We start from the raw sequence: 26,727 nt of genomic DNA, 5'->3' as shown, positions 1-26,727 counted from the left end.
CGCCCCCGCTACCGTGAGGGGCGTGGGGAAAGAGCTGAGGCTGCCGTTCGACCCGATCGAGCAGGCCGGCGCGCGGTGGAGCGACGAGTTCGGGCCGAGCCGGGCGATGGCCGTGGCCACCTCAGTGATGCGGGTGCAGCAGCTGCTGCTCGCCGGTTACGACGCCCTCCTCAAGCCGTACGATCTGACGTTCGCGCGGTACGAGGCGCTCGTGCTGCTGTCGTTCAGCCGGCGCGGTGAGCTGCCGATGCGGGTGGTGGGCGAGCGGCTGATGGTGCACCCGACGAGCGCCACGAACATCGTCGACCGGTTGGTACGGCAGGGTCTGGTGACCCGCCGGCGCAACCCGGCGGACGGCCGCGGCGTGCTGGCCGCGATCACCGACGAGGGCCGTACGGTCGCGGCGGACGCCACGCGGGACCTGATGGCCGCCGGGTTCGGGTTGGACGCGCTGGACGACGCGGACTGCGACGCGCTGTTCGCCCTGCTGCGCCGGGTACGGTTGGCGGCCGGTGACTTCACCGAGGCGCCGGTGGCTCAGGACGGCTGAAGCAGCGACCCGATCCGCTCGCGTACGAGCTGGCGGGCGAGGGTGCCGCGGTGCCGGCGCTGCGCCCAGGTGAGCCGGGCGGGATCGCCGTACCGGCGGCGGCGGATGTCGGCGCAGAGTTCGGCGGGCGCACCGCTCGCGGCCAGTACGTCGAGGGCTTCGCCCTTGCTGAGCAGCCGGCCGTCGGCGAGGGTGACGGCGGCGCGGGTGACGGTCAGCGGGCCGGCGTCGACCCACACGTCCCGCAGCCACCAGGTCGGGTGCCGGGTCGCGGGCAGCCACACGGCGGCGAGGTCGGCCCGGACGAAGTCGGCGAGTACGGCGTCGGTGACGTCGGCGACCAGGTCGGCGGGTGGCGGGCCGAGCAGCGTACGGCCGCCGAGCGCGAGTTCGCGCCGCGTCACGGGCGTGACAGTACGGTCGAACAGCCGCCGGTGCGCCCACGTCGGGTGCCGCCGGTCCACGTCCGCCAGCCCGTCGCGCACCAGGTACGAGCAGTGCAGGCCCGCCGCGTACGGCCCGGTGCGGTCGATCCGGCGGTGCAGCGCGCGCAGCCGGTCGCGGTCCGGCGGGGTGTCGAGGACGGCGAGCAGGTCCAGGTCGGACCGTCCCGGCCGGAAGTCGCCGAGCGCGAGCGAGCCGTGCGCCCACACCGCGACCGGCGCCAGGGTCTCCCGCAGGTCCGCGACGAACGTGTCGAGCAGCTCCTGTACCGGTTCGGTGGACATGCGCCGAAGCATGGCACGGCGGCGCGCGACACGGGCGGGGGAGCGCACGGCGACCGGCACCGCCCCGTACTGTCGGTGGTGTGTGGCGTCGATCGGCGGTCCGGCTGCCGCGGACCGAGCGTCCGCCGCTGCGTGAGGTGGCGCGCCGGGTCCTGCTCGCGGTCCTGCTGTTGTTCGCGTCCGCGGTGGTGGTGTGGCTGGACGGGAGCGGTTACCGGGACTCGGCCGGCGGCCCGCTGTCGTTCCTCGACGCGCTCTACTACGCGACCGTCAGCCTCACCACCACCGGGTACGGCGACATCGTCCCGGTGACGCCGGGCGCGCGGCTGCTCACCATCCTGCTCATCACGCCGCTGCGCATCCTGTTCCTGGTCATCCTGGTCAGTACCACTTTGGCGGTGCTGACCGAGCGGGGCCGGGAGCAGCTGCGCGTGGCCCGCTGGAGGTCGTCGGTGCGGGGACACGTCATCATCTGCGGTTTCGGTACGAAGGGGCAGGCCGCGGCGCGCGCCATGCTCGCCGACGGTACGGACCCGCGGCGGATCGTCGCGGTGGACCCGCGGGCGGAGGCGGTGGGCGTGGCGACGGCGATGGGCCTGGCCGCGGTGCAGGCGAACGCGGAGCGTTCGGACACGTTGCGCGAGGCCGAGGTGGCCAACGCCGACCAGGTGCTCGTCACCGTGCACGACGACAACAGCGCGGTGCTGATCACGCTGACCGCCCGCCAGCTCAACGCGACCGTCGACGTCTGCGCCTCGGTACGCGAGGAGGAGAACGCGGCGCTGCTGCGCCAGAGCGGCGCCCGTACGGTGATCACCTCGTCGGAGACGGCGGGCCGGCTGGTCGGGCTGTCGGCGTGCAAGCCGTCGGTGGCGTCCGTCGCGCAGGACCTCTTCTCGTACGGGCACGGGCTGGATCTGGTGCAGCGTCCGGTGACCGGTGCCGAGGTCGGTCGGCCGGTGTCCGCGCTGTCCGAGGTCGTCCTGGCGGTGGTGCGCCGCGGCGACGACACCCCGGTACCGCTGCCCGCGGCGACGGCGCCGCTGGCCGCCGGCGACCAGGTCGTGTACGTCCGCTTCCCGTCCTGACCGGCCCGCCTGACCCGCGGCGTCCCGTGGTCGTTTCGTACCTGGGTGGCGGGTTCGCTGGGAAGTCCGTCTTCGTTCCTTTCCGGGGCCCGCTGGGCACGGGTAGTTGGGCGTCCTAGTATTGGCTGATCGATCGTTAAGGTCAGCTGGGAGGTCCGATGGACGCGGCGGGGATCGGGGCGGGACGCGAGCGCTGGCAGCGCCGGTACGACGCGGCCCGCAAGCGGGAGGCCGACTTCACCACGCTGTCCGGCGACGACCTCGACCCGGTGTACGGTCCGCCGCCCGGTGTCGAGGTCCCCGGCTTCGACCGCATCGGCTGGCCCGGCGAGTTCCCGTACACGCGCGGGCTCCACCCGACCGGGTACCGCGGGCGGGCGTGGACGATCCGGCAGTTCTCCGGCTTCGGCAACGCCAAGCAGACCAACGAGCGGTACAAGATGCTCCTCGGCGCGGGCGGTGGCGGGCTGTCCGTGGCGTTCGACATGCCGACGCTGATGGGTCGCGACTCGGACGACCCGCGCTCGCTCGGCGAGGTCGGGCACTGCGGTGTCGCGATCGACTCGGCCGCGGACATGGACGTGCTGTTCGAGGGCATCCCGCTGGCCGACGTGACCACGTCGATGACGATCTCCGGCCCGGCCGTGCCGGTCTTCTGCATGTACCTGGTGGCCGCGGAGCGGCAGGGCGCCGATCTGTCCACATTGGACGGCACGCTGCAGACGGACATCTTCAAGGAGTACATCGCGCAGAAGGAGTGGCTGTTCGCGCCCGAGCCGCACCTGCGCCTGATCGGCGACCTGATGGCCTACTGCAACGCCGAGATCCCGCGGTACAAGCCGCTCTCGGTGTCCGGCTACCACATCCGCGAGGCCGGGTCGACGGCCGCGCAGGAGCTGGCGTTCACCCTCGCCGACGGCTTCGCGTACGTGGAGCTGGGGCTCTCGCGCGGGCTGGACGTGAACACGTTCGCGCCCGGCCTGTCGTTCTTCTTCGACTCGCACGTCGACTTCTTCGAGGAGATCGCGAAGTTCCGGGCGGCGCGGCGGATCTGGGCCCGCTGGCTGCGCGACGAGTACGGTGCGACGTCCGAACGCGCGCTGTGGCTGCGTTTCCACACCCAGACCGCCGGCGTCTCGCTCACCGCCCAACAGCCCTACAACAACGTGGTACGCACCGCGGTGGAGGCGCTCGCCGCCGTACTCGGCGGGACGAACTCCTTGCACACCAACGCCCTGGACGAGACGCTCGCGCTGCCGACCGAGGAGTCCGCCGAGATCGCGCTGCGTACCCAGGCGGTGCTGATGGAGGAGACGGGCGTGACGAACGTGGCCGACCCGCTCGGCGGCTCGTGGTACGTGGAGGCGCTGACCGACCGGATCGAGGCGCAGGCCGAGGAGATCTTCGCGCGGATCCGCCGGATGGGCGAGGCGCGCACCGAGCCGTCCACCGCCTCCGCGGAGGGAAGTGCGTCGGCGGGACACCCGATCGGCCCGATGACCGCCGGGATCCTGCGCGGCATCGAGGACGGCTGGTTCACCGGCGAGATCGCCGAGGCGGCCTTCCGGTACCAGCAGGCGTTGGAGAAGGGCGAGAAGCGGATCGTGGGCGTCAACTGCCACACCGCCACGGTCAGCCGGGAACTGGACATCCTGCGCGTGTCGCACGAGGTGGAGACCGAGCAGCGGGACCTGCTCGCCGCCCGCCGTACGGCGCGGGACGAGGCGGCCGTGACCGCCGCGCTGGGCGAGCTGGTGGCGGTCGCGCGGGGCGACGGCAACCTGGTCCCGCCGATGCTGGCGGCCTGCCGGGTCGAGGCCACTCTCGGCGAGATCTGCGGCGCGTTGCGCGACGAATGGGGCGCCTACACCGAACCCGCACGCTTCTGAGGCTTGGCTCGCCGGCGCTTGCTACCGTGTGCCGCGGCCCGGCTTTTCCGACCGGGCCGGCGCGCGAGGGGGTTCTGCGGTGGGACTGATCGACAAGATCAAGGGCGAGTTCATCGACATCGTCGAGTGGCTCGACCAGAGTCGCGACACGATCGTGTGGCGCTTCCCGCGGTACGACAACGAGATCAAGATGGGCGCCAAGCTCGTCGTGCGCGAGTCGCAGGTCGCGGTCTTCGTCAACGAGGGCCGCATCGCCGACGCGTACGGTCCGGGCACGTACGAGCTGCAGACCCAGAACATGCCGATCCTGTCCACCCTCAAGGGCTGGAAGTACGGTTTCCACTCACCGTTCAAGGCCGAGGTGTACTTCGTCAACACCCGGCAGTTCACCGACATGAAGTGGGGCACGCAGAACCCCGTCATCGTCCGGGACGCCGAGTTCGGCATGGTCCGCCTGCGCGCCTTCGGTGCGTACTCGATGCGCGTGGTCGAGCCGCGCCGGCTGCTCACCGAGCTGGTCGGCACCGACCCGCAGTTCCGCACCGAGGAGGTCGCGGAGTACCTGCGGCAGATGGTGGTGGGGCGGCTGGGCAGCGCGCTGGCCACCGCCGAGGTGCCGATGCTGGACCTCGCCGCGCACCAGATGTCCATCGGCAACAAGCTCGCCGGCGCCCTCAGCCAGGAGCTGGCCGAGGTCGGCATCGCGATCCCCAAGTTCATCATCGAGAACATCTCGGTCCCGCCGGAGGTCGAGGCGGCGCTCGACAAGCGCACCCAGATGGGTGTGGTCGGCGACATGGACAAGTACACCCAGTTCCAGACGGCGAACGCGATCCAGGACGCGGCGAACAACCAGGGCGGCGCCGGCGAGGGCATCGGCATCGGCCTCGGCATGGCCGCCGGGCAGCGCCTCGCGCAGGGCTTCGGTCAGCCGCAGCAGGGCTACCAGCAGGCGCCGCAGGGGTACCAGCAGCAGGGCTATCAGCAGCAGGCGCCGCAGGGCGGTCCGCAGGGTGGGCCGCCGCCGCTGCCCCCGCAGCAGCAGTGGTACATCGGGGTCGGCGGGGCGCAGCAGGGCCCGTTCGACCAGGCGGGTCTGGCGCAGCAGGCCGCGAGCGGCGCGCTCACCGCGAACACCCTGGTGTGGCGGCAGGGCATGGCGCAGTGGACGCCGGCGCAGCAGGTGCCGGAGCTGGCCGCCGTGCTCGGCAGCACCCCGCCGCCGCTTCCGCCGCAGTCCTGACGGGAACCCCTGATGACCGACCAGGCCGCGTCGCAACAGGCGCCGTCGAGCTACCCGTGTGAGAGCTGCGGGGCGCGGGTCGAGTTCGCGCCCGGCACCAACGTGCTGCGCTGCCCGTACTGCGGGCACGAGCAGCAGATCGCCATCGCCCAGCGGTACGTGCAGGAGCACCGCATCGAGGAGCTGGCGACGCTTCCGCGCAAGCCGGTCGCGCAGCTCACCGCGCACCAGTACGTGTGCCAGAAGTGCGGCGCGCGGACGCAGAGCATGAGCCTGTCCGAGGCGTGCCAGTTCTGCGGTGCGCCGCTGGTCGCGGATCCGCGCGCCACCGGGCAGGTCGTGCCGGAGGCGGTGCTGCCGTTCGCGCTGGACAACCGGGCCGCGCGCGACGCGCTGCGCAAGTGGATCTCGTCGCGCTGGTTCGCGCCGAGTTCGCTGAAGAAGGTCACCGACGCGGAGTCCACCAAGGGCACCTACCTGCCGCACTGGACGTACGACTCGCACACGGCGACGCGCTACACCGGCGCCCGCGGCGAGTACTACTACGTGTCCGAGTCGTACACGGACTCGAACGGGAACCGGCAGACCCGGCAGGTGCGGCGCACCCGGTGGTACCCGGCGGCCGGCGAGGTGCGGCGGTTCTTCGACGACGTGCTCGTGCCGGCCACGCCGCGGCTCGGTGCGAAGCAGCTCGACCAGCTGGCGCCGTGGCCGCTGCACCAGTCGGTGCCGTACCAGCCGGCGTTCCTCGCCGGCTACCACACCCTGCGGTACGAGATCGAGCCCGAGCAGGGGCTGAACATCGCCAAGGGCAAGATGGCCGAGGTGATCCGCGGCGACATCCGGCGCGACATCGGCGGCGACGAGCAGCGCATCAACTGGTCCGACACGCAGTACGCCGAGATCATGTACAAGCTGATGCTGCTGCCGGTGTGGCTGGCGAACTACCTGCACGGCGCGAAGACGTACCAGGTGATGATCAACGCGCGCAGCGGCGAGGTGATCGGTCAGCGGCCGTACAGCGGGGCGAAGATCGCGGCGGCGATCACCGCGGGCGTGCTGCTGCTCGCCGCGATCATCACGCTCATCGTCATCGCCCGCCAGCACTGACCCGGTCGCGCCGGCCCGCGCGGATCCGGGCCGGTACAAGGGATCGCGGGCGTGGGGGTACGGTCGCGGGCGTGGCGGAGTACGAGATCAGGGCGTTGCGGGCGGACGACCCGGTGGTGATCGCGGCGGCGTTCACGGCGCTCGGCTGGGACAAGCCGATGACGCAGTACGAGCGGTACCTGGCGGAGCAGGCGCGCGGCGTCCGCGACGTGCTGGTGGCGACGGTCGGCGGGCGCTTCGCCGGATACCTGACGGTGTGGTGGGAGTCGGGGTACGAGCCGTTCGGCGGGATCCCGGAGATCCAGGACTTCAACGTGCTGCCGGAGTTCCGGCGGCGGGGTGTCGGCGGCGCGCTGATGGACGCGGCCGAGGCGCGGGTGGCGGAGCGGTCGCCGGTGGTCGGCCTCGGCGTCGGCCTGTACGCGGATTACGGTGCGGCGCAACGGATGTACGTCCGGCGCGGCTACCTGCCCGACGGCCGCGGCGTGCAGTACGGCGGGCGTCCGGTGGTGCCCGGGTCGTCGATCCCGATCGACGACGACGCGGTGCTGATGTTCACCAAGCGGCTGCGCTGACGGCGGGGCTCAGATCCAGCCGCGGTGCGCGGCGGCGACACCGGCCTGGAACCGGTTGGCGGCGCCGAGCAGGTCGTGCAGCCGGCGCATCCGCCGCCGCATCGTACGGACGGACCAGCCGAGCTGGCGCGCGATCGCCTCGTCCTTGAGACCGCTGACGAGCAGGGTGAGCAGCGCGCGGTCGTCGTCGTCCAGCGGGTCGGCGGCCGGCTCGGCGGGGCGGTCGCCGACGGCGGGCACGGGCACCGCGCGCGCCCAGTACGAGTCGAAGAGGTCGAGCAGGCCGGCGAGCAGCGTGGACTCGCGGATGAGCGCGGCGCGGACCTGCCGGAAGTCGAGGGTGAGCGGGAGCAGGGCGACGCGCCGGTCGGCGATGCTCATCTTGAGCGCGAGGCCGGGCAGTACGCGGGCCTGCTCGCCGCGGGCGGTCAGGTCGGCGAGTTCGGCGAGGTCCTCGGCGGTGGCGAGCGCCTCGGGCGCGTAGATGGTGCGGAACGCGACGCCGCGGGCGAGGATCTGCGGCTGCACCGGGTTGGAGTCGGCCAGCGCGTACGGCGGGCGGTCGAGGGACAGCACCTCCTCGCGCGCCTCCTGTTGCAGCCGGACGAACCAGTGGCCGAGCGCCTCCCGCCCGGTGAGCAGCTCGACCGCGCCGCCGCCACCGGTGTCCGAGCCGTGCGCCTCGAACAGCGTGACCAGCTCGTCGACCGCCGCGCGCGCCGCGTCCAACTCGTCGGTACGGGCGGACAGCAGCCCGGCCATCCCGGTACGCGGGTGGACGGCGGTGTACCGGCGGCGGCGCCCGGCGAGGCGGTTGACGAGGCCGGCGGCGCGTAACCGGTCGAGCGCGCGGACCACGGCCGGCGCGGCGGTACCGGTCGCGTCGGCGACGTCGCCCGGGGTGGCGGTGCCGGCCGCGAGGACCGCCCGGTACACGCGCTCGTCGAAGCCGCCGACCCCGGCGCCGGCCAGTGCTCCCACCTCGTCCGTCACGCGGCAGATCGTGGCCCATCCGTGCCAGCGTCCGCAATGGGCCAGCACACTCCCTTGCCCCGCGACCCCGCCCGCCACTGGAATCGCGTCGGTGGACGCGGCCCGGCCGACCGGTCGCGTACGCCGGATCCCCGGACGAAGGAGCGGACGATGGGACAGCGAAGAACGGTCGTCGCGACCGTACTGGCGGCGGCGCTGGGCGTCACCGCCCTGGCCGGTACGCCGGCGGGAGCGGCGCCGAGCGGCCCGGCGAGGCGGGTCATCGTCGAGCTGACCGGCGCGCCGTCGGCGGGGCAGCGTACGGCGCTCGGCGCCCGGCACCGCGACCTGGTGTCCGACGCGCGCGCGGCCGGGCTGCACCCGAGCGGGCAGCGCTCGTTCACCACGCTGACGAACGCAGTGGCGATGCGCGTACCGGCGGGTGAGGTGGCGCGGCTGCGCGGCCTGCCGGGCGTACGGCGGGTGGTGCCGGACGTACCGGTGCATGCGGCGGCGGCGGACGACAACGTCGAGGTGATCGGCGCGCCGAGCGTGTGGCGGCAAACCGACGGGCACGGGAATCCGTTGCGCGGCAAGGGGATCACGGTCGCGATCCTGGACACCGGGGTGGCGTACGGGCACCCGGACCTGGGCGGCGGCTTCGGCCCCGGCCACAAGGTCGTCGCCGGGTACGACGTGGTGAACGGCGACGACGACCCGGCCGACGACAACGGGCACGGCAGCCACGTGGCCGGCATCATCGCCGGCTCCGGCGGCGTGACCGGGGTGGCGCCGGACGCGACGCTCACCGCGTACAAGGTGCTGAACTCGGCGGGCGACGGCTACGAGTCGGACATCATCGCCGGCCTGGAACGTGCCGTCGACCCGGCGAACCCGCACCGCGCGGACGTCGTGAACCTGAGCCTGGGCGGCGTCGGCGACGGTCACGACCCGCTCGGCGAGGCCGCCACCGCCGCGGTACGCGCGGGCGTCGTGGTGGTCGCCGCCGCCGGCAACGCGGGCCCCGGCGCCGGCACGGTCGGCACGCCGGCCGCCGCCGACGGTGTCATCGCGGTCGGCGCCTCCACCACCGGCGTACGGCTGCCGACGCTGACGCGGGACGGCGAGAAGGTCCAGGTGTACCGGTCGCCGCTGTCCGCGAACCCACCGGCCGCACCGACCACCGCCGAGTTCGTCGACGTGGGCAACGGTACGGAGGCCGACTACGCGAAGGCCGGTGACGTCCGCGGCAAGCTGGTGCTGACCACCGGCACGATGCCGGCGAGCAGCGACCGGATCACCGCGTCCACCCTGGCGTCGGCGCGGCGGGCCGAACAGCACGGCGCGCTCGCCCTCGTCGGGCACGCGTCCGGCGGCGGACCGCAGCTCGCCGGCACGTACGCGGGGGCCGCGCACGGCCTGGAGTCCGGTGACAGCCTGCGCATGGACTCCGTCGTCGTACTCGGCATGGACGCCGACCAGTACGCGGAACTGGTGCGGCTGGCGAAGGACGGCCCGGTCCGGGCGACGCTCGGTTCGGTGGACGCCACCGACCGGCTCGCCGACTTCTCCTCGCGCGGCCCGACGAGCCGGTACACGCTGAAGCCGGACCTGGTCGCCCCCGGCGTCGAGATCCGCTCCACCGTGCCGACCGACCTGTACGGGCCCGGCGTGTACCGGATGTCGGGTACGAGCATGGCCGCGCCGCACGTGGCCGGCGCCGCCGCGCTGGTACGGCAGGCGCACCCGGACCGGGACGCGGCGACGGTGGGCGCGGCGCTGATCGGTTCGGCGCACGGGCTGGCAGACCTTGGCCCCGCGGCGCAGGGCGCCGGGCGGCTCGACGTGGCCGCCGCGGTCTCCGCCGACCTGACGGCGAGCCCCGCGACCCTGTCGCTCGGCCTGGCCGACCAGTCCGCCCGTACGGTGTCCGGCTCGGCACGGTTGACGCTGCACAACGCGTCGCGGCAGGCCGTACGCACGACGCTGGCGGCGAAGCCCGCACCGGACTCGCCGGGACGGGTCACCGTCACCCCGCCGTCGGTCCGGGTACCGGCGGGCGGCAGCGCCACCGTGACCGTCACGGTCCGCGCCGACACCGACGTCACCGGCGACGCGGACCTGGCCGGCTGGGTGACGGCGGGCGCGCTGCGCGTCCCGTACCTGCTGGCGGAGCGGCCGTTGCTGGTGCGCGCCTCGCCGGACCCGAGTACCGGCAGCAGCACCGCGTTCGTGTACAGCCCGACGCCGCTGGCCGCGCCGCCGGTGGTGACCGTGACGCCGCCGCGCGGGCGGCCCACCGCGGTGACCGCCGTCCTCGACCACGACACCTGGTACCGGGCGCCGCTGTCGGGTGCGGTGCCCGGCGCGTACACGCTGTCGGTGCGGGCGCGGACCGCGGCCGGACCGGTACTGGCCGGGACCGGGTCGTTCGAGGTGACCGCGCCGGACGCGGGCGGCGCCTGGCGACCGGTCGGGCCGAACTCCGACGCGCTGCGCCTGACGACCGACCCGTACCACGACGGGCGGGGGGCGGCGCTCGCCTCGACGTCGCCGGCGGTGTGGCTGACCGACGACCGGGGCGCGCACTGGCGGCGTTCCGGGCGGCTCCCGGTCGCCGACGGCGGCGCCGGCTCCCTCGCGTACGGCCGGGACGCGCTCTACTACGCGGTCAACGGTGCCGGCGGCGGCTCGTTCGGCAGCGTCTACGACCCGACGTACCAGGGGCGGATCCTGCGCTCCACGGACCGCGGCGCCACCTGGACCACCGTGCCGTTCCCCGACACCCACGTGTACTCGGTGGCCACGGCGGGCAGCCGGCTCGTCGCGGTGACCTCCGCCGGGTACGCGGTCAGCGACGACCGCGGCTCCACGTGGACCACGTACCCGCAGACCTGGGGTGACGAGCCGGCCGACGTGGCGCTCGGCTCCGCGGACCTGTTCGTCGCCACCGGCACCGGCGTGTGGGTCGTCCACGACGTCACCGGTACTCCCGGGCCGGCGCAGCGCTCGTACACGGCGCGGGACACGCAGCTGGTGGCGCTCGCCGCGGACGGCGACACGGCGCTGGCGACGCTGCTCGATGGGTCGGTGCTGACCTCCGCCGACGGCGGCCGCACCTGGACCGTCCGGTACGACCTGGGCTCGTCGTACCCGGTGTCGGCGGCGGTGCTCGGCGACCGCCTGTACGTCGGCGCGACCGGCACCGACTTCGCCAGTACGGACGGCGGGGCGAGCTGGTCGAAGCAGCCGAAGCCGGTCAGCGGCACCGTGGACACCGGGTTCGCGGCGTGGCCGGGCGACGACGCGGTCGTCGTGTCGGCCGAACGCGGCGGCCTGTTCCGTACCGCCGACGCGGGCGCGACGTTCCACCGCATCGGCGTACCGGGGCTGACCGTGGACTCGCTCGCGGTGACCTCCGCCGGCGGTACGCCACGGCTCGTCGCCGGCACCGAGTCGGACACGTACGCGACGGACCTGCCGGCCGGTGACCTCACGCCGGACACGCTGGAGTGGGGCCGCGCGCGGGAGGGCCTGATCCAGTCCCAGCCGCAGCTGCTCGCCGTCGACCCGACCGACCCGGCCGTGGTGTGGAAGACGCTCGACTTCCCGTTCGTCGACTCGTACGAGCTGCAACGCAGCACCGACGGCGGCGGCCACTTCACCCGGGTCGACCGCACCCAGGAGAAGGCGTACGCGGTGCTGGTGCACCCGGCCGACCCGAAACGCGTGCTGGTGTCGATGTTCGCCCCGAGCCGCGGGTACGCCCTGCGCCGCACCGTGGACGGCGGCGCCACCTGGAAGAACCTGTACCAGGACCGGAAGTACACGGCGCTGGCCGGTGACCCGGCCGATCCGGACCGGCTGTGGCTCGGCGCCGCCGACGGGCTGTACCGCTCGGACGACGGCGGCGCCACGGTGACCCGGGTGGCCACCGGCGCCGTCACCGCGATCGACGTGTCCGCCGGCCGGATCGTCGTCGGCGGGGACACGATCCGGGTGTCGACCGACGGCGGCCGGCACTTCACCACCGGTTCGGTCGGCGGGCTGCCCGTCCGGGTCTCCGCCCTGGCCGCGACGCACGGCGCGCTCTACGCCGCCACCACCGCGTACTCGGCGAACGGGTTGCCGGTCGGTGGACGCGGCGTGCTCCGCAGCACCGACGGCGGGCGTACCTGGCGGTCGGTGTCCGGCGGGCTGACCGCACCGGACGTGACGAGCCTGGCGGTCGCCCCGGACGGCCACTGGCTGTTCGCCGGTACGAAGGGCGGCGGCGTCTACCGGATGCCGCTGTAACGCACCGGCGGGCGGTCGTACCCGGGCTCCGGGCGCGACCGCCCGCCGCGCCGTCCGTACCGTCGTGTCCGCGCTGTCCGGGTGGCCCCCGGCGGTCGGGCAAGTGTGTCGCCGCCGGAGGAATGCCGCAATCGGGGTGAGGGGTCCGGTAGCGGCACGCCGGGCGGCGGTACGTCGGGGCGGGGTGGAAGACTAGGGGCATGAGTCAGCTCGACCCCCGTTCGATTCCGTCGACGTTCACCCGTGGTGCGGTGGACCTCGGCGCGCTGCGGCCGGCACCCCCGCCGAGCCGGCCGAGCCCGGCGCCGCAGCCGGCACAGCAGACCGCGGCAACGCCCGCGGCCGAGATCATCGAAGTGACCGAGGCCAACTTCCAGGCCGAGGTATTGCAGCGCAGCCTCCAGGTACCGGTCGTCGTGGACTTCTGGGCCGAGTGGTGCGGGCCGTGCAAGCAGCTCTCGCCGATGCTGGAGAAGCTGGCCGCGGAGGCCAACGGCAGCTGGGTGCTCGCCACCGTCGACGTGGACGCCAACCAGGGTCTCGCCGCGGCGTTCCGGGTCCAGTCCATCCCGACGGTGTACGCGGTGGTCGGCGGTCAGCCCGTCGACGGGTTCACCGGCGTCATCCCGGAACAGCAGCTCCGGCAGTGGATCGACGCGGTCCGTGCCGCGGGCGGCTCCGCGCCGGCGGAGCCGGAGGTCGACCAGCGGATCGTCGACGCCGACGACAACCTGGCCGCCGGCGACCTCGACGGCGCCGAGGAACTGTTCCGTGAGGTACTGCGGGAGCGGCCGAGCGAGCAGCTCGCCACGTCCGGTCTGGCGCAGGTGGCGCTGATGCGCCGGGTGCAGGGCGCCGACGCGCGCCGCGCGCTCGCCGACGCGCAGGCCCGCCCGGACGACCCGCGGGCGCAGGCGCTGGCCGCCGACGTCGAGGTGATGAACGGCCGCGCCGAGGAGGCGTACGCGCGGCTCGTCGACGCGGTGCGCCGGATGCGCGGCGACGACCGCGACCTCGTCCGACGGCACCTGCTGGAGCTGTTCGACGTGGCCGGGCCGGACGACCCGGCGGTGTCGGCGGCCCGGCGCGACCTGGCCTCGGCGCTGTTCTGATCGCATGACGGCGGACAACGGGGGAGTACGCCGGATCGCGGTGCTCGACGCGCCGTCCAACCTCGGGCTCCAACCGCCCACCCCGGGATCCGTCCCGGGGTGCGCGAAGGCGCCCGGAGCCCTGCGGGACCACGGCCTGGTCGCGCGGCTCGGCGCGGCCGACGCCGGCTGCGTCACCGCCCCGCGGTACGACCCGGGTGACTGGGCGCCGGGTGACGGGGTGTGCCAGGCCGGCGACATCGTCGCCTACTCGCGCACCCTGGCCGACCGGCTGGAGGGTCTGCTCGCCGCCGACCACTTCCCGGTCGTACTCGGCGGCGACTGTTCGGTCCTGCTCGGGTCCGCGCTGGCACTGCGCCGGCGCGGGGCCGCCACCGGCCACCGGTACGGGCTGGTCTTCATCGACGGGCACACCGACTTCCGCCACCCGGGCAACGCGGAGTTCGTGGGCGCCGCGGCCGGCGAGGACCTGGCGCTGGTGACCGGCCGCGGCCAGCCGGTGCTCACCGACATGGACAGCCTCCGCCCGTACTTCCACGCCTCGGACGTCGTGGTGCTGGGCATCCGCGAGAGCGACGAGTACAAGATGGACATCACGGCGGCGGGGATCCCGAGCCGCACGGTGCCGGTGCTGCGCGCCGAGGGCGCACCCCGCACCGCGGCGTGGGCCGCGCGGATGCTGTCCGACACCGCCGGCTTCTGGGTCCACCTCGACACCGACGTCCTCGACCCCACGGTACTGCCCGCCGTGGACGCGCCGAGCGACGGCGGCATCGGGTACGGGGAGCTGGAGACGCTGCTCGCCGACCTCGTCGCCGCACCCAACTGCCTCGGCGTCGAGGTGACCGTCTTCGACCCCGACTACGACCCCACCGGCCGGTACGCGCGGGAGCTGGCCGACGCGCTCGTCGCCGGGCTGCGTCCACTGTGGACCCGGTGGGCGGACGCCCGGCCCCGCGCCACCTCGGTGTCCGGCGCCGTCGCCGCCCGCCCCACCGTCACCCTCCCGGTACCGGACGCGCCGGTGCCGCTGCGCCCGCTCGCCGACGCGCACCGGCTGCTACGAGCCGTCGCGGATCCGTACCGCCACACGGATCCCGCACACTCCACTGTGGACCCGGACGCCGCCGTACCGGTCCCGGCGTCCGCTGTCGCCACGTCCGCCGCGGATCCGGACGCCACTGCGAAGCCGGACGCCACTGTCGGACCGGACGCACCTGTTGAACCGGACGCCACCGTGGACGCGGACAGCGACGGCGCGGGGTCCGGCGCGGGTGGTACCGACGGTGCCGGACCGCTGGCGTCCACTGTGGACGCCGCGTCGGACGGGCCGCCCGCGGACGACGCCGCATCGCCCTCCGTGGCCGACGAATCCGCCGCCGACGCCGCTTCCCCTTCCGCGGCCGGTGAATCGGCGGACGATGCCGGTTCGTTTTCCGCGGCGCGTGAATCGGCGGACGAGGCGGGCGCCGCGGACGAGGCGGACGGCGCGGCCGACTCCGACGAGCCGGGCGCGGCCGGCGGGTCCACCGCGGCGGACGTACGCCGGGGGACGCCGTTGGGCTGGCCGGAGTCCGAGTCGGCGGCGCGGCTGGACCGCGGCACGGCGACCGGCCTCGGCTGGCCCTCCTGACGTACGGGCGGGTGTCCGGCGTCCGCCGCGACTCCGACCGGCTGCCCGGCCTGATGCGGGCGGTCGTTGCCGGTGATGGAGGTGGCGGTCCCGCCGCGCGGTCGCGAGCCTGGGTGGGCGATGACGATCCGGCGACGGGCTTCGGCGTGCCGCGCCGGCTGATCGCGCGGTGAGCACTCGACCGGTCGCGTGGTGAGCACTCCGGACCGGCTCGTCCGGTCGCGCGGCGAGTGCTCTCGGGCTGGCTTGACCGTTCTCGCGGCGCCGCACGAAGGCGCGCGAGTGCTCCGATCAGCTCGGCCGGTCGCGTGGCGAGTGCTTCGGGCGGGCTCGACCGTTCGCGTGGTGGGTACTCCGGGCCGGCTCGACCGTGGTGCGCGGTCCCGGCGGGTGTGGCTGGTCGCATGGTGGGTGCTCCCGGGCAGCCCGCGGCGGGAGGCTGCGCGGGTCGTCCGCCACGACGAGACGGCGCGGTCGTGACGGCTGGCGCGGGGTGGTCGTCCCGCCTGCTACGGCGTCACTCTCGGCATCTGGGACCGCTCCTGTGGCCTTGGTCTCCACCCGCGATGCGGTGTGTCACCTGACGGCTGACGCATCGTGACCTCCCCGGTCGTACGCGGTTGGGTACGGCGGCGGATCCGTGCCCGCGCCAACGGATTCACCGGGTCATCCGGCGGGGTGTAGTCGGACCGGTACCTGGCGCGTCGGGTTGCCTCCGCGTGGTTCGGTACGGCCGGGAGGTCATAGGGTGGAGGCGAATGACCCACAGCGTGGTGGGCGAGGGGAGTGGCACCCATGAATCGCCGTTCGTCGGCCGATGTCGCGGCAGGCAGCGAGTCGGACGAGGTTTCCGGGGACATGCCGGACGTGCCGGTTGAGGTGGACGATCCGTCCGGGGCGCGGCGGGACGCGACCGCCGTCACCCACGGTGAGGCGGGGCTCGACGACAGTGGTGTCGACGACGCCGGTCTGCAGGACGCGGTGGAGAACCGCGAGGTGCTGCTCGCCGAGGCGGCGTCGAGGGCCGGCGCGGACACCGAGCTGGCCGACCTCGTCAAGCTGTACTGGCGGCTCGTGCCGGACGAGGAGCTCGTCGGCCGCACCGCGGCGGAGCTGTTCGAGACGACGTGCCAGCACCGGAAGCTGGCGGCGCAGCGGGACGCCGGCGAGCTGCGGGTCGAGCTGCGCAATCCCGCGGACGAGGGGCACACCGTGCTGTCCATCGTCGTCGACGACATGCCGTTCCTGGTCGATTCGGTGACGGCGGCGCTCGCCTCCCGCGGCCTGGAGATCCATCTGGTGGTGCACCCGCAGGTGGTGGTGCGGCGCGATCCGGCCGGCCGGCTCGTAGCGATCCGCCCGGAGGTCGAGGCGGACGACGCGACGTCCGAGGACACGGTCGAGAGCTGGATGACCTTCGAGGTGGACCGGCAGCAGGACCCGTCCGCCGTGGAGGACCTGCGCGCGGACATCCGCCGGGTGCTCACCGACGTCCGCGAGGTGGCCGAGGACTGGCCGCGGATGCTGGAGCGCGCCCGCGAGCTGTCCGTCGCGCTGCGCGACGCGTCCCTGCCGGTACCGGAGTCCGACGTCACCGATGCCGTCGACCTGCTGAAGTGGCTCACCAACGACCATTTCACGTTCCTGGGGTACCGGGAGTACGAGCTGACGAGCGACGGTGGGGAGCAGATGCTCGCCGCGGTGGACGGGTCGGGCCTGGGCATCCTGCGGGCGGACCGGACGCAGCCGCGGAGCCTGTCGTCGATGGCGCCCGAGGCGTACGCGAAGGCGTTGGAGAAGCGCCTGCTCACCATCACGAAGGCGAACTCGCGGGCCACCGTGCACCGCAACGCGTACCTGGACTACATCGGGATCAAGACGTTCGACGCCGCGGGCAACGTGGTGGGGGAGAAGCGGTTCCTCGGCCTGTTCACCTCCGCGGCGTACGTGCAGTCCGTGCGGGACCTGCCGGTGGTGCGGCGGAAGGTGGCGACGGTGCTGCGCCGGTCGGGGCTGTCGCCGCGCAGCCACTCGGGCCGCGACCTGATGGACATCCTGGAGACGTACCCGCGGGACGAGCTGTTCCAGATCTCGACCGACGAGCTGTTCCGCACGGTGATGGGCGTGCTGCGGCTGGCCGGGCGCCGGCAACTGCGGCTGTTCGCGCGCCGCGACGCGTACGGGCGGTTCATCTCGTGCCTGGTGTACCTGCCGCGGGACCGGTTCTCGACGCGGAACCGGCTGCGGATCCAGGAGATCCTGCTGGAGCGGCTGAACGGGGTGGGTCTGGACTACTCGACCCGCGTCACCGAGGGGCAGCTGGCCCGCATCCACGTCACGGTGCGTACCGATCCGACGAACCCGCCGGCCGACGTGGACGTGGACGCGATCCAGCACGAGCTGGCCGAGGCGACCCGGTTGTGGGACGACGACTTCCGTGTCCTGCTGGACCGCAAGCTCGGTGACGAGCAGGCCCGCTACCTCTACGACCGGTACGCGGACGCGTTGCCGCAGACGTACAAGGACGAGCACAACCCGTACGAGGCGTCGAAGGACCTGGCGAAGCTGGAGCTGCTGGACGAGCCCGGCGAGCTGGCGATGCATCTGTACCGGCGCCGGAAGAACGACGACGACCTGCGGTTCAAGGTGTTCCGGCTGGGCGAGCCGATGATGCTGTCGGCGCTGCTGCCGGTGCTGCACTCGCTCGGGGTGAAGGTCGCCGACGAGCGGCCGTACGAGATCGCCCGCGCCGACGGCACCGTCTACCTGTACGACTTCGGCCTGCGTCCGCCGGCCGACGCGCTGGACATGGGCACCGTGCGGGCCAAGGTGGAGAACGCGTTCTCCGCGGTGTGGCGCGGCGAGTCCGAGGTCGACGGCCTCAACCAGCTGGTACTCCGGGCCGGGCTGACCTGGCGCCAGATCGTCGTCCTGCGCGGGTACGCGAAGTACCTGCGGCAGGCGGGCACGGTGTTCAGCCAGGAGTACATGGAATCGACGTTCATGGCGTACCCGGGGATCGCGACGCTGCTGGTCGCGTTGTTCGAGACGCGCTTCGACCCGCGGATCCAGCTGTCCGACGAGGGGCGCGAGCAGCACGCCGAGCACCTCGTCGAGGCGATCAACGAGCAGCTCGACGACGTCACGTCGCTCGACCAGGACCGGATCCTGCGCAACTTCCTGACGCTGATCCTGGCCACCCTGCGCACGTCGTTCTTCCAGCGCGCCACCGCCGGCCGGCCGAAGCCGTACGTGGCGTTCAAGCTCGACCCGCAACGCATCCCGGTGCTGCCCAAGCCCCGCCCCAAGTTCGAGATCTTCGTGTACTCGCCGCGCTTCGAGGGCGTACACCTGCGGTTCGGTGCGGTCGCGCGCGGCGGGCTGCGCTGGTCGGACCGTCGGGAGGACTTCCGTACCGAGATCCTGGGCCTGGTCAAGGCGCAGATGGTCAAGAACGCCGTGATCGTGCCGGTCGGCGCGAAGGGCGGCTTCGTGTTGAAGCAGGCGCCGCCGCCAACGGACCGCGAAGCGTACCAGGCCGAGGGCGTGGCCTGCTACCAGATGTTCATCTCGGCCCTGCTGGACATCACGGACAACATCGACCCGGACGGCGCGGTCCTGCACCCGACCGACGTGGTACGCCACGACGCCGACGACACGTACCTGGTGGTCGCGGCGGACAAGGGCACCGCGACGTTCTCCGACATCGCCAACCAGATCGCCATCGACTACGGCTACTGGCTGGGCGACGCGTTCGCGTCCGGCGGTTCGGTCGGCTACGACCACAAGAAGATGGGCATCACCGCCCGCGGCGCGTGGGAGTCGGTGAAGCGGCACTTCCGCGAGCTGGGCGTGGACTGCCAGACGGAGGAGTTCACCGCGGTCGGCGTCGGCGACATGTCCGGCGACGTGTTCGGCAACGGCATGCTGTGCAGCGAGACGACGCGGCTGGTCGCGGCGTTCGACCACCGGCACGTGTTCGTCGACCCGGACCCGGACGCCGCCGTGTCGTACGCGGAGCGCCGGCGGATGTTCGACCTGCCGCGGTCGAGCTGGGCCGACTACGACACGTCGACGATCTCCGCGGGCGGCGGCGTGTGGCCGCGGGACGCGAAGGCGATCCCGGTGTCCGCGCCGATGCGCGCGGCCCTCGGCATCGACGACGGGGTGGAGACGATGTCCCCGCCGGAGCTGATCCGGGCGATCCTGACCGCGCCGGTCGACCTGCTGTGGAACGGCGGCATCGGCACGTACGTCAAGGCGACCACCGAGTCCAATGTGGACGTCGGCGACAAGGCCAACGACCCGGTCCGGGTCAACGGCTCCGACCTGCGGTGCAAGGTCGTCGGCGAGGGCGGCAACCTGGGCCTGACGCAGCTCGGCCGGGTCGAGTTCGCGCTGGCCGGCGGCCACATCAACACCGACTTCATCGACAACTCGGCGGGCGTGGACACGTCCGACCACGAGGTCAACATCAAGGTACTGCTGAACCGGGCGAAGGCGGCCGGCGAGCTGACCGAGGACGAGCGCCGCGCGGTGCTCGCGTCGATGACCGAGGAGATCGGCCAGCACGTCCTGCTCGACAACTACGACCAGAACACCGCGCTCGGCTGCGCCCGCTCCCAGTCGCACCCGCTGCTGCCGGTGCACTGCCGGCTCATCACCGACATGGAGAAGTCCGGCCGGCTGGACCGTGCGCTGGAGGGCCTCCCCACCGACAAGGAACTGGCGGCCCGCGCGGCCGACGGCGGCGGCCTCTGCTCGCCGGAGTTCTCCGTCGTCCTGGCGTACGTGAAGATCGCGCTGGAGGACGAGCTGCTCGACTCGGCCCTCCCGGACGAGCCGTGGACGCACGACACGCTGGTCGACTACTTCCCGACCGCGCTGCGCGAGAAGTACGAGACGGCCATGGCCGACCACCCGCTGCACCGCGAGATCGTCACCACGATGCTGGTCAACGAGACCGTCAACCGTGGCGGCACCTCCTTCGTGTACCGGGCGGTCGAGGAGACGGGGGCGACGGCGCCCGACGTGCTCCGGGCGTACGTGATCACGCGTGAGGTGTTCGGGCTCGGTGAGCTGTGGCGCGACCTGGAGGCGCTGGACAACAAGGTGGCGACGGCGGCACAGACCGACGCGCTGCTGCGGACCCGGCGGGCGCTCGACCGGGCGGTCCGCTGGATCGTGCAGAACCGGCGCAGCCCGCTGTCGGTGACCGACGAGATCGACCGGTTCCGGCCGGGCGTGTCGGCGCTGCTGCCGAAGGTCGGCGAACTCTACCGCGGCTCCGAGCACGAGGCGTACGACAAGCACCGGGACCTGCTGGTCGCCGAGGGCATCCCGGCGGAGCTGGCGGACCGGGCCACCCGGGTGCTGTGGGGCTTCGGCCTGCTCGACGTGGTCGAGGTCGCGCACCACATCGACCGGGACGTCACCGAGGTCGCCGACATGTACTACGCGATGTCGGAGCGGTTCCGGGTGGACGAGATCCTCGACCGGATCTCCGAGCTGCCGCGCGAGGACCGCTGGCAGACCCAGGCCCGCCAGGCCCTCCGGTACGACCTGTACGCGGCGCTCTCCGCACTCACCGCCGAGGCCCTGGTCGGTACGGATCCCGGCCTCCCCGCCACCGCCCGCGTCGACGCCTGGGCGGAGGAGAACGCGACGACGATCGGCCGCGCGCTCAACGCGATCGGCGAGTTCGGCGGTTCCCGGGCCGACCTGGCCGCCCTCTCCGTACTCCTGCGCCAGATCCGTACGGTGGTGCGGACCTCGGCGCTCGCCGCGACCTGACCCGAACCCCCGCGTCCGGGAGATTCCCGGACGCGGGAACCGGGGTCGGTGCGGCATGCTGGACCGATGCGGACCGACACGATCGACGCGCACCTGCGCGCCCTGGCCGCGGTACTTCCCGGCCCGGCGCGCGCCCGCGCCAGCCTGCTCGGCGAGGCGCGGGACGGTCTCGTCGACGCGGCCACCGCGTACCGGGCGGCGGGGATGCCGGCCGACGAGGCCGAAGCGCGCGCCGTCGCCGACTTCGGCACCGTCCGCGAGCTGGCCGCCGAGTACCGGGGGGAGCTGGCGCTGTCGCAGGGGCGCCGCACGCTGCTCGTCACGCTCGGCGCGCAGCTCGGCGTGTGGCTGTGCTCCGAGGTGTCGTGGCGGCTCGGCCGGGACGAGCTGTGGGCCGGCACGACCCCGTCCGAGTCGTACCGGATGCTGGCGCGGGTGGTGGACGCGGCGCAGCTGGTGCCCGCCTGCGCGGCCGTACTCGCCGTGGCGCTGGCGTTCACCTGGGGGCAGCGGTTCTTCGCGCGGGCCGACCTGCTGGCGCGGATGTCCGGCATGTTCGGGCTCGGCGTGGCCGCGCTGATGCTCGCGTCGTGCGCGGTGATGTCGGTGGCGACCCCCGGCCTGGCGACGGTCGGGTCGGTGGCGGGATCGCTGCTGCTGTCCGCCGTACCGGCGGGGTTGATCGCGATGAGCGCCCGCCGGTGCCTCGTCGCCGCCCGCCCCTGCTGACCCCGACGCGCCCGTCCCTGCCGGGTTCACCGGGCCGCAAAACCCTTGCGTACCAAGCGGATCCGTCGCTGACGCCGCGTGGAAACCAGCGCCCGACCGCAGGGCGGCAGTCTCCGTGGGGCGCTGGGGGGTCAGGGGGTGCCGAGGACGCCTTCGATGGCGGCGCTGAAGTCGCGCCAGTCGGCGCGTTCGGCGGCGAGGAAGCGGGCGCCGGCGTCGGTGAGCCAGTACGTGCGGCGCTTGCGGCCGGCGACGGTGGCCCACTCGCTGCGCACGTACCCGGCGCGTTCGAGGCGGCGGAGGGCGGGGTAGAGGGTGCCGGTGGGCATGGCGACGGCGCCGCCGCTGCGGGTCGCCAGCGCTTCGGCGATCGCGTACCCGTGGCGGGGGCCGTCGTCGAGGACGGCGAGGACGAGCGCGTCGAGGTGCCCGCGTAGCCGGTCCGCCTTCATGCCGTCAACCTACCCATCCAGTGCCGGCGCCGCCCAGCGGCTCCGGGACATCCCGGGGTTGCATGTCGCTTATCTACATGTAGCCTGTCTACACGTAGAGAGTCAACGCAGTGGAGGCGTCCGTGACCGCCGTCGACCTGGCCCGGGTGCAGTTCGCGCTCACCGCGAACGTGCACTTCCTGTTCGTCGTGCTCACCCTCGGCCTGACCCCGCTGATCGCCGTCATGCAGACGCGGTACGTGCTGACCGGCCGCGCCGTGCACCTCGCCATGACCCGCTACTGGGGCCAGCTGTACGTGGTGAACTACGGGCTCGGCATCGTCACCGGGCTGGTGATGGAGTTCCAGTTCGGGCTCGCCTGGACCGGGGTGAACCGGGTCGCCGGGCAGGTGTTCGGCGCCCCGCTGGCGATGGAGACGATGGTCGCGTTCTTCGCCGAGGCGACGTTCCTGGGCATCTGGATCTTCGGTTGGGGCACCCTGCCGAAGGTCGTGCACCTCGCGTCGTTCTACCTGGTCACGATCACCGCGTACGCGTCGGCGGTCTTCGTACTGGTGGCCAACGGCTTCCTGCAGCACCCCGTCGGGTACGTCATGCGGGGCGGCGAGGCGCGGATCACCGACTTGGGCGCGCTGTTCGCCAACCCGGAGGCGGTCGGCGCGTTGCGGCACCTGCTGCCGGCGGCGCTGATGCTGGGCGGGATGGTGGTGGCCGGGATCAGCGCCTGGCACCTGCGGAAGCGACCGGACGACACCGACGTGTTCCTGCGGTCGTGGCGGATCGGCGTGGTGGTGGGGCTGGTCGGCGCGTTCCTGACGTTCATGTTCGGGTGGGCGCAGCTCGACTACCTCAAGCTGGACCAGCCGGGCAAGGTCGACGCGATCATGCCGTCGAAGGGCGGGGCGCCGGTGGCGGACCGGCCGCCGGGTTGGCTCGGGGTGCCCTTCTCGATCATGCAGCAGTTCGGGGAGTACTCGACGTATCTGGGGTTGTTCCTGCTGCCGTTCCTGATCCGGCGGTGGGTGGTACGCCGGCGGATCCTGCTGCGGGTGATGACGTGGTGGATCCCGCTGCCGTTCGTCGCGGTGGTGTGCGGCTGGCTGGTACGCGAGGTCGGCCGGCAGCCGTGGGTGATCTACGGCGTGCTGCGTACGGCGGACGCGACCTCGCTGTCCACCGGGCAGGTGGCGGTGTCGCTGGCGCTGTTCGGCACGCTCGTCGTCGGCCTCGCCGTCACGAACTGGTGCGTACTGCTGACGCTCGCGCGCCGTGGCCCGCGCCGGATGGCGCTCGGCCGCACGCTCGCGGCCGACGAGCCCGCCCCTGTCGTACCCGCCGTCGTCTGAAGGAGTGTCCACAGTGGACGTTGCGCTGTCCGCCCTGCTGGTGTTCCTGCTCGCCGGCTGGTTCGTGCTCGACGGGTACGCCCTGGGCGCCGGGATCCTGCTGCACCGACTCGCCCCGCCCGGCTGGCCGCGTCGCCGGGTACTCACCGGCGTCGGCCAGGTCGTCCTCGCCACCGAGATGTGGCTGGTCGCCGCGGGCGGGCTGCTGGCGGGCGAGTTCCCGGCCGCCGAGCACGTGCTCGCCGCGGCGTACCCGGCGGTGGTGCCCGGTCTCGCCGCCTGGGTGCTGCGCGACGCGGGCCTCTGGCTGCGCGGCCGGCGCGACTCGGCCCGCTGGCGCGCCGGCTGGGAGTCCGCGTACGCCGTCGGCAGCCTCGTCTTCGCGTTCTGCTGGGGCATGCTGCTGGGCGACCTCGCGCTGGGCCTGCCGCCCGCCGCCGGGCTCACCGACCCGCTGCTGGCCTGGTTCCCGCCCGCCTGCGGTGCCGCCCTCGTCCTGGTACTCGCGGCGCACGGGGCCGCGGTGACCGCCGTCCGGGTGCCCGCGGCCGCCGACGCCGCCGTACGGCTCGCGCACCGGCTCACCGTGCCCGCCGCCGTGGTGACCGCCGTCGTGGCGTGCGCCGCCCCGGCCCTGCCCGCGGTACGCGCGCACCTCGCCCCGCCCGCCGCCCTCGTCCTGCTCGCCCCGGCCGGGCTGCTCGCCGCCCGCCGCGCGCTGACCACCGGGCGCCGGCGTACCGCGGTGGTGGGGACCGCGGTGGCCGCCGCCGCGCCGGTACTCGCCGTCGCCGGCTGCGCCGCGCCCACCCTGGCCCGCCTCGCCGGCGACTCCACCGCCGTCGGCACCGTACTGCTGGCCGCGGTGCCGGTCGTGCTCGTACACCAGGGGCTGCTGTGGTGGCTGTTCCGGCGACCCGTCACCGACGCCACCGTGGCCTTCTTCTGATGCGCCGCCACGGAAAGCGACTCACCGCCCTGCCCGGGGTACGCCGCGGCCTCGGCTGGGGTCGGGTCACCGCCGTCGCCCTCGCCGTCCTGCTGGTCGGGCAGCTCGACCTGCTCGCCCGGCTGATCGTCGCGGTCCTGTCCCGATCCCCCGCGGTACTCCCGCTCGCCGTCGCGCTCGCCGCCGTCTCCGTCGCCCGCGCCGTCCTCGCCGGATGCCGCGAGGCGTCGGCCGGGCGTACGGCGGCGCGGGCCACCGCCGCGCTGCGGTACCGGATCCTCGCTGCGGCGCAGGCGCTCGGGCCGCGCTGGATCGCCGGGCGCCCCGTCGGCGAACTGGTCACGCTCGCCGACCGCGGCGTCGACGGCCTCACCCCGTACCTGCGGGACCACCAGCCCGCCGTCGCGCTCGCCGCCGCCGTACCGGTCTGCGTGCTGGTCCGGCTCTGCTGGGCCGATCCGGCCTCCGCGCTGACCGTCGCCGCGACCCTGCCGTTGGTACCGCTGTTCGGCGCGCTCGCCGGCCGGCACGCCCGCGCCGCCACCCGCCGCCAGTGGCGCCGCCTGTCCGTACTCGGCGGGCACTTCCTCGACACCGTCCTCGGCCTGCCCACCCTGCGCGCCTTCGGCCGCGCCGACACCCACGCCGTACGCCTGCGCCGCGTCGCCGACGACCACCGCCGCGCCACCATGTCCGCGCTGCGCGTCGCGTTCCTCACCGCCCTCGCCCTCGAACTCGTCGCCGCGCTGTCGCTCGCGCTCGTCGCCGTACCGGTCGGGCTGCGGCTGCTGGCCGGCCGGCTCGACCTCACCACCGGGCTCACCGTGCTGCTGCTCGCGCCGCAGGCGTACCTGCCGCTGCGGGCGCTCGCCACCCACTTCCACGCCGCCGCCCCCGGCCTCGCCGCCGCCGACGACGCCCTCGCCGTACTCGACGCCGCCCGCGCCGCCACCCGCAAACCCGCCGCGTCCGGCGAACCCGCGGTCACCGGCGAACCTGCCGCCTCCGGTGAACCGGTCGCCTTCGGTGAACCCGTCGCCTCCGGTGAACCCGCCGCCTCCGGTGAACCCGCCGCCTTCGGTGAACCTGCCGCCTCCGGCAAACCCGCCGCCTCCGGTGAACCTGCCGGCGCAGGCGAGCCGGCGGCTACCGGTGGGACCGGTGTCGCGGCCGGAACCCTTGCGCCGCAGGCGAATCCGCGGCTTCGGACGGGGATGGGCGAGGCGGGGTCGGGGCGGCGCCGGGTGCTGCTGCGGTTCGAGGGCGTGACGGTGCGGTACCCGGGGCGGGACGTGCCGGCGCTGTGCGGGTTCGACCTGACCGTGGCGGTGGGGGAGCGGGTGGTGCTGACCGGGCCGAGCGGCGCGGGCAAGAGCACCGTACTGGCGCTGGCGCTGGGTTTCCTGCGGCCGACGGCGGGCCGGGTGTGGCTGGACGGTACGGATCTCGCCGACGCGGACGGGGCGGCGCTCGCGGCGTGGCGTACCCGGATCGGGTGGGTGCCGCAGCGGCCGCGACTGTTCGCCGGCACGCTCGCGGACAACGTCAGGCTGGGCGCGCCGGGCGCCGACGATGCGCGGATCCGTTGCGCCATCGGCGATGCGGCGCTCACCGAGGTGGTCGCCGCGCTGCCGGACGGGCCGGCCACGGTCCTCGGCGAGAACGGCCACGGGCTGTCCGCCGGGCAGCGGCAACGCGTCGCGCTCGCCCGCGCGCTGTGCCGGGACGCGCCGCTGCTGCTGCTCGACGAGCCCACCGCGCGGCTCGACCCCGCCACCGAGTCGGCGGTACTCGCGGCCACCCGCCGGCTCGCCGCGGACCGTACGGTGCTGGCGGTGGCGCACCGTCCGGCGCTGGTCGCTGCAGCGCGCGCAGTCCCGCTCGCTCCAGCCCGAGCGTTGGTGCCGGCATGACCACGGCCGCGGTCGAGAAGCCTTGCGCCGCAACGGATCAGGTTCGGACGGTGCATCGTCCGTCGCTGGTCGCTGCGGCCCGCGCGGTCCCGCTCGCTCCCGCCCGGGTGATGGTGTCGGCATGACCACAGCTATGGTCGGTAATCCTTGCGCCGCAACGGATCCGGTTCGTCAGGTAGGGCGGCCGGTGGTGTTCGCCGCGGCCCGGGCGGCCCCGCTCGCTCCCGCCCGAGGTGGTGTCGGAATGACCAAAGCCATGGTCGGGAACCTTTGCGCCGTAACGGATCCGGTCCGTACGGTGCGCCGTCCGGCGATGGTCGCCGCGGCCCGTGCGGTCCCGGTCGCTGCT

General features: G+C 73.8%; 17 protein-coding genes. 14 read left to right on the top strand and 3 right to left on the bottom strand.

Annotated elements, in window-relative coordinates:
* Positions 1-22 precede the first annotated feature (22 nt).
* On the top strand, positions 23-550 hold the full coding sequence (locus tag Aru02nite_RS26820) for a MarR family winged helix-turn-helix transcriptional regulator (RefSeq protein WP_203662327.1): 528 nt from the start codon (positions 23-25) through the stop codon (positions 548-550).
* Here Aru02nite_RS26820 and Aru02nite_RS26815 read toward each other — a convergent pair.
* Positions 538-1,278 carry a nucleotidyltransferase domain-containing protein gene (locus tag Aru02nite_RS26815; RefSeq protein WP_203662326.1) on the bottom strand — a complete coding sequence of 247 codons (741 nt, stop codon included), beginning with the start codon at positions 1,276-1,278 and terminating at the stop codon, positions 538-540. The genes Aru02nite_RS26820 and Aru02nite_RS26815 overlap by 13 nt on opposite strands.
* Before the next feature lie 80 nt (positions 1,279-1,358).
* Here Aru02nite_RS26815 and Aru02nite_RS26810 point away from each other — a divergent pair, with 80 nt between their 5' ends.
* The 5 genes from Aru02nite_RS26810 to Aru02nite_RS26790 all read left to right on the top strand — a co-directional run bounded on the left by Aru02nite_RS26810 (position 1,359) and on the right by Aru02nite_RS26790 (position 7,183).
* Positions 1,359-2,366 carry a potassium channel family protein gene (locus tag Aru02nite_RS26810; protein ID WP_203662325.1) on the top strand — a complete coding sequence of 336 codons (1,008 nt, stop codon included), beginning with the start codon at positions 1,359-1,361 and terminating at the stop codon, positions 2,364-2,366.
* Between the two features lie 158 nt (positions 2,367-2,524).
* Positions 2,525-4,255: a coenzyme B12-dependent isobutyryl-CoA mutase large subunit gene (icmA, locus tag Aru02nite_RS26805; protein WP_203662324.1), complete on the top strand. Its 1,731-nt coding sequence runs from the start codon at positions 2,525-2,527 to the stop codon at positions 4,253-4,255.
* Positions 4,256-4,334: 79 nt separating this feature from the next.
* Positions 4,335-5,498, top strand: coding sequence for an SPFH domain-containing protein (locus tag Aru02nite_RS26800; RefSeq protein WP_203662323.1), 1,164 nt, complete (start codon positions 4,335-4,337; stop codon positions 5,496-5,498).
* Between the two features lie 12 nt (positions 5,499-5,510).
* Positions 5,511-6,608: a TFIIB-type zinc ribbon-containing protein gene (locus tag Aru02nite_RS26795; protein ID WP_203662322.1), complete on the top strand. Its 1,098-nt coding sequence runs from the start codon at positions 5,511-5,513 to the stop codon at positions 6,606-6,608.
* A 71-nt stretch (positions 6,609-6,679) separates the two neighbouring features.
* Complete coding sequence (locus Aru02nite_RS26790) at positions 6,680-7,183, top strand: GNAT family N-acetyltransferase (RefSeq protein WP_239076970.1); 504 nt, start codon at positions 6,680-6,682, stop codon at positions 7,181-7,183.
* A 9-nt stretch (positions 7,184-7,192) separates the two neighbouring features.
* Here the strand turns inward: Aru02nite_RS26790 and Aru02nite_RS26785 are convergent, their stop codons facing one another.
* On the bottom strand, positions 7,193-8,176 hold the full coding sequence (locus Aru02nite_RS26785) for a TrmB family transcriptional regulator (RefSeq protein ID WP_203662321.1): 984 nt from the start codon (positions 8,174-8,176) through the stop codon (positions 7,193-7,195).
* A 150-nt stretch (positions 8,177-8,326) separates the two neighbouring features.
* Here Aru02nite_RS26785 and Aru02nite_RS26780 point away from each other — a divergent pair, with 150 nt between their 5' ends.
* The 5 genes from Aru02nite_RS26780 to Aru02nite_RS26760 all read left to right on the top strand — a co-directional run bounded on the left by Aru02nite_RS26780 (position 8,327) and on the right by Aru02nite_RS26760 (position 21,718).
* Positions 8,327-12,451 (top strand): S8 family serine peptidase, encoded by a 4,125-nt coding sequence (locus tag Aru02nite_RS26780; protein ID WP_203662320.1) that lies wholly within the window; start codon positions 8,327-8,329, stop codon positions 12,449-12,451.
* 200 nt (positions 12,452-12,651) lie between these two features.
* Positions 12,652-13,563: a tetratricopeptide repeat protein gene (locus Aru02nite_RS26775; protein ID WP_203662319.1), complete on the top strand. Its 912-nt coding sequence runs from the start codon at positions 12,652-12,654 to the stop codon at positions 13,561-13,563.
* A gap of 4 nt (positions 13,564-13,567) precedes the next feature.
* Complete coding sequence (locus Aru02nite_RS37495) at positions 13,568-15,196, top strand: arginase family protein (protein WP_203662318.1); 1,629 nt, start codon at positions 13,568-13,570, stop codon at positions 15,194-15,196.
* Between the two features lie 795 nt (positions 15,197-15,991).
* A complete protein-coding gene (locus Aru02nite_RS26765; protein ID WP_203662317.1) occupies positions 15,992-20,989 on the top strand; it encodes an NAD-glutamate dehydrogenase in 4,998 nt (1,665 codons plus the stop codon).
* 66 nt (positions 20,990-21,055) lie between these two features.
* The gene (locus tag Aru02nite_RS26760) at positions 21,056-21,718 is read left to right on the top strand and encodes a permease prefix domain 1-containing protein (protein WP_203662316.1); all 663 of its coding nucleotides are present in this window, start codon (positions 21,056-21,058) and stop codon (positions 21,716-21,718) included.
* A 131-nt stretch (positions 21,719-21,849) separates the two neighbouring features.
* On the opposite strand, the gene Aru02nite_RS26755 is transcribed toward Aru02nite_RS26760, so the two are convergent.
* Positions 21,850-22,170, bottom strand: a complete 321-nt coding sequence (locus tag Aru02nite_RS26755; RefSeq protein ID WP_203662315.1) for a PadR family transcriptional regulator — start codon at positions 22,168-22,170, stop codon at positions 21,850-21,852.
* A 122-nt stretch (positions 22,171-22,292) separates the two neighbouring features.
* On the opposite strand from Aru02nite_RS26755, the gene Aru02nite_RS26750 reads away from it, so the two are divergent.
* From Aru02nite_RS26750 to Aru02nite_RS26740, 3 genes are read left to right on the top strand one after another with little or no spacing between them, the layout of a single operon-like run.
* Positions 22,293-23,516 carry a cytochrome ubiquinol oxidase subunit I gene (locus Aru02nite_RS26750; protein ID WP_203662314.1) on the top strand — a complete coding sequence of 408 codons (1,224 nt, stop codon included), beginning with the start codon at positions 22,293-22,295 and terminating at the stop codon, positions 23,514-23,516.
* 13 nt (positions 23,517-23,529) lie between these two features.
* Entirely contained in the window at positions 23,530-24,465 is a 936-nt protein-coding gene (locus Aru02nite_RS26745) for a cytochrome d ubiquinol oxidase subunit II (RefSeq protein WP_203662313.1), read from the top strand.
* The gene (locus Aru02nite_RS26740; protein WP_203662312.1) at positions 24,465-26,378 is read left to right on the top strand and encodes an ABC transporter ATP-binding protein/permease; all 1,914 of its coding nucleotides are present in this window, start codon (positions 24,465-24,467) and stop codon (positions 26,376-26,378) included. The genes Aru02nite_RS26745 and Aru02nite_RS26740 overlap by 1 nt, the downstream gene beginning before the upstream one ends.
* Positions 26,379-26,727: the final 349 nt, after the last annotated feature.

Source organism: Actinocatenispora rupis (assembly GCF_016861975.1).
GTDB lineage: Bacteria > Actinomycetota > Actinomycetes > Mycobacteriales > Micromonosporaceae > Actinocatenispora > Actinocatenispora rupis.
The sequence above is the reverse complement of the archived record's forward strand: the minus strand, read 5'-3'. Positions and strand labels throughout refer to the sequence as shown.

What these genes read in the sequence shown, in the direction of transcription:
- Aru02nite_RS26815 (WP_203662326.1), bottom strand. Translation starts at nt 1,278, where the DNA reads ATGTCCACCGAACCGGTACAGGAGCTGCTCGACACGTTCGTCGCGGAC.
- Aru02nite_RS26740 (WP_203662312.1), top strand. Translation starts at nt 24,465, where the DNA reads ATGCGCCGCCACGGAAAGCGACTCACCGCCCTGCCCGGGGTACGCCGC.
- icmA (WP_203662324.1), top strand. Translation starts at nt 2,525, where the DNA reads ATGGACGCGGCGGGGATCGGGGCGGGACGCGAGCGCTGGCAGCGCCGG.
- Aru02nite_RS26755 (WP_203662315.1), bottom strand. Translation starts at nt 22,170, where the DNA reads ATGAAGGCGGACCGGCTACGCGGGCACCTCGACGCGCTCGTCCTCGCC.
- Aru02nite_RS26780 (WP_203662320.1), top strand. Translation starts at nt 8,327, where the DNA reads ATGGGACAGCGAAGAACGGTCGTCGCGACCGTACTGGCGGCGGCGCTG.
- Aru02nite_RS37495 (WP_203662318.1), top strand. Translation starts at nt 13,568, where the DNA reads ATGACGGCGGACAACGGGGGAGTACGCCGGATCGCGGTGCTCGACGCG.
- Aru02nite_RS26760 (WP_203662316.1), top strand. Translation starts at nt 21,056, where the DNA reads ATGCGGACCGACACGATCGACGCGCACCTGCGCGCCCTGGCCGCGGTA.
- Aru02nite_RS26775 (WP_203662319.1), top strand. Translation starts at nt 12,652, where the DNA reads ATGAGTCAGCTCGACCCCCGTTCGATTCCGTCGACGTTCACCCGTGGT.
- Aru02nite_RS26795 (WP_203662322.1), top strand. Translation starts at nt 5,511, where the DNA reads ATGACCGACCAGGCCGCGTCGCAACAGGCGCCGTCGAGCTACCCGTGT.
- Aru02nite_RS26765 (WP_203662317.1), top strand. Translation starts at nt 15,992, where the DNA reads ATGAATCGCCGTTCGTCGGCCGATGTCGCGGCAGGCAGCGAGTCGGAC.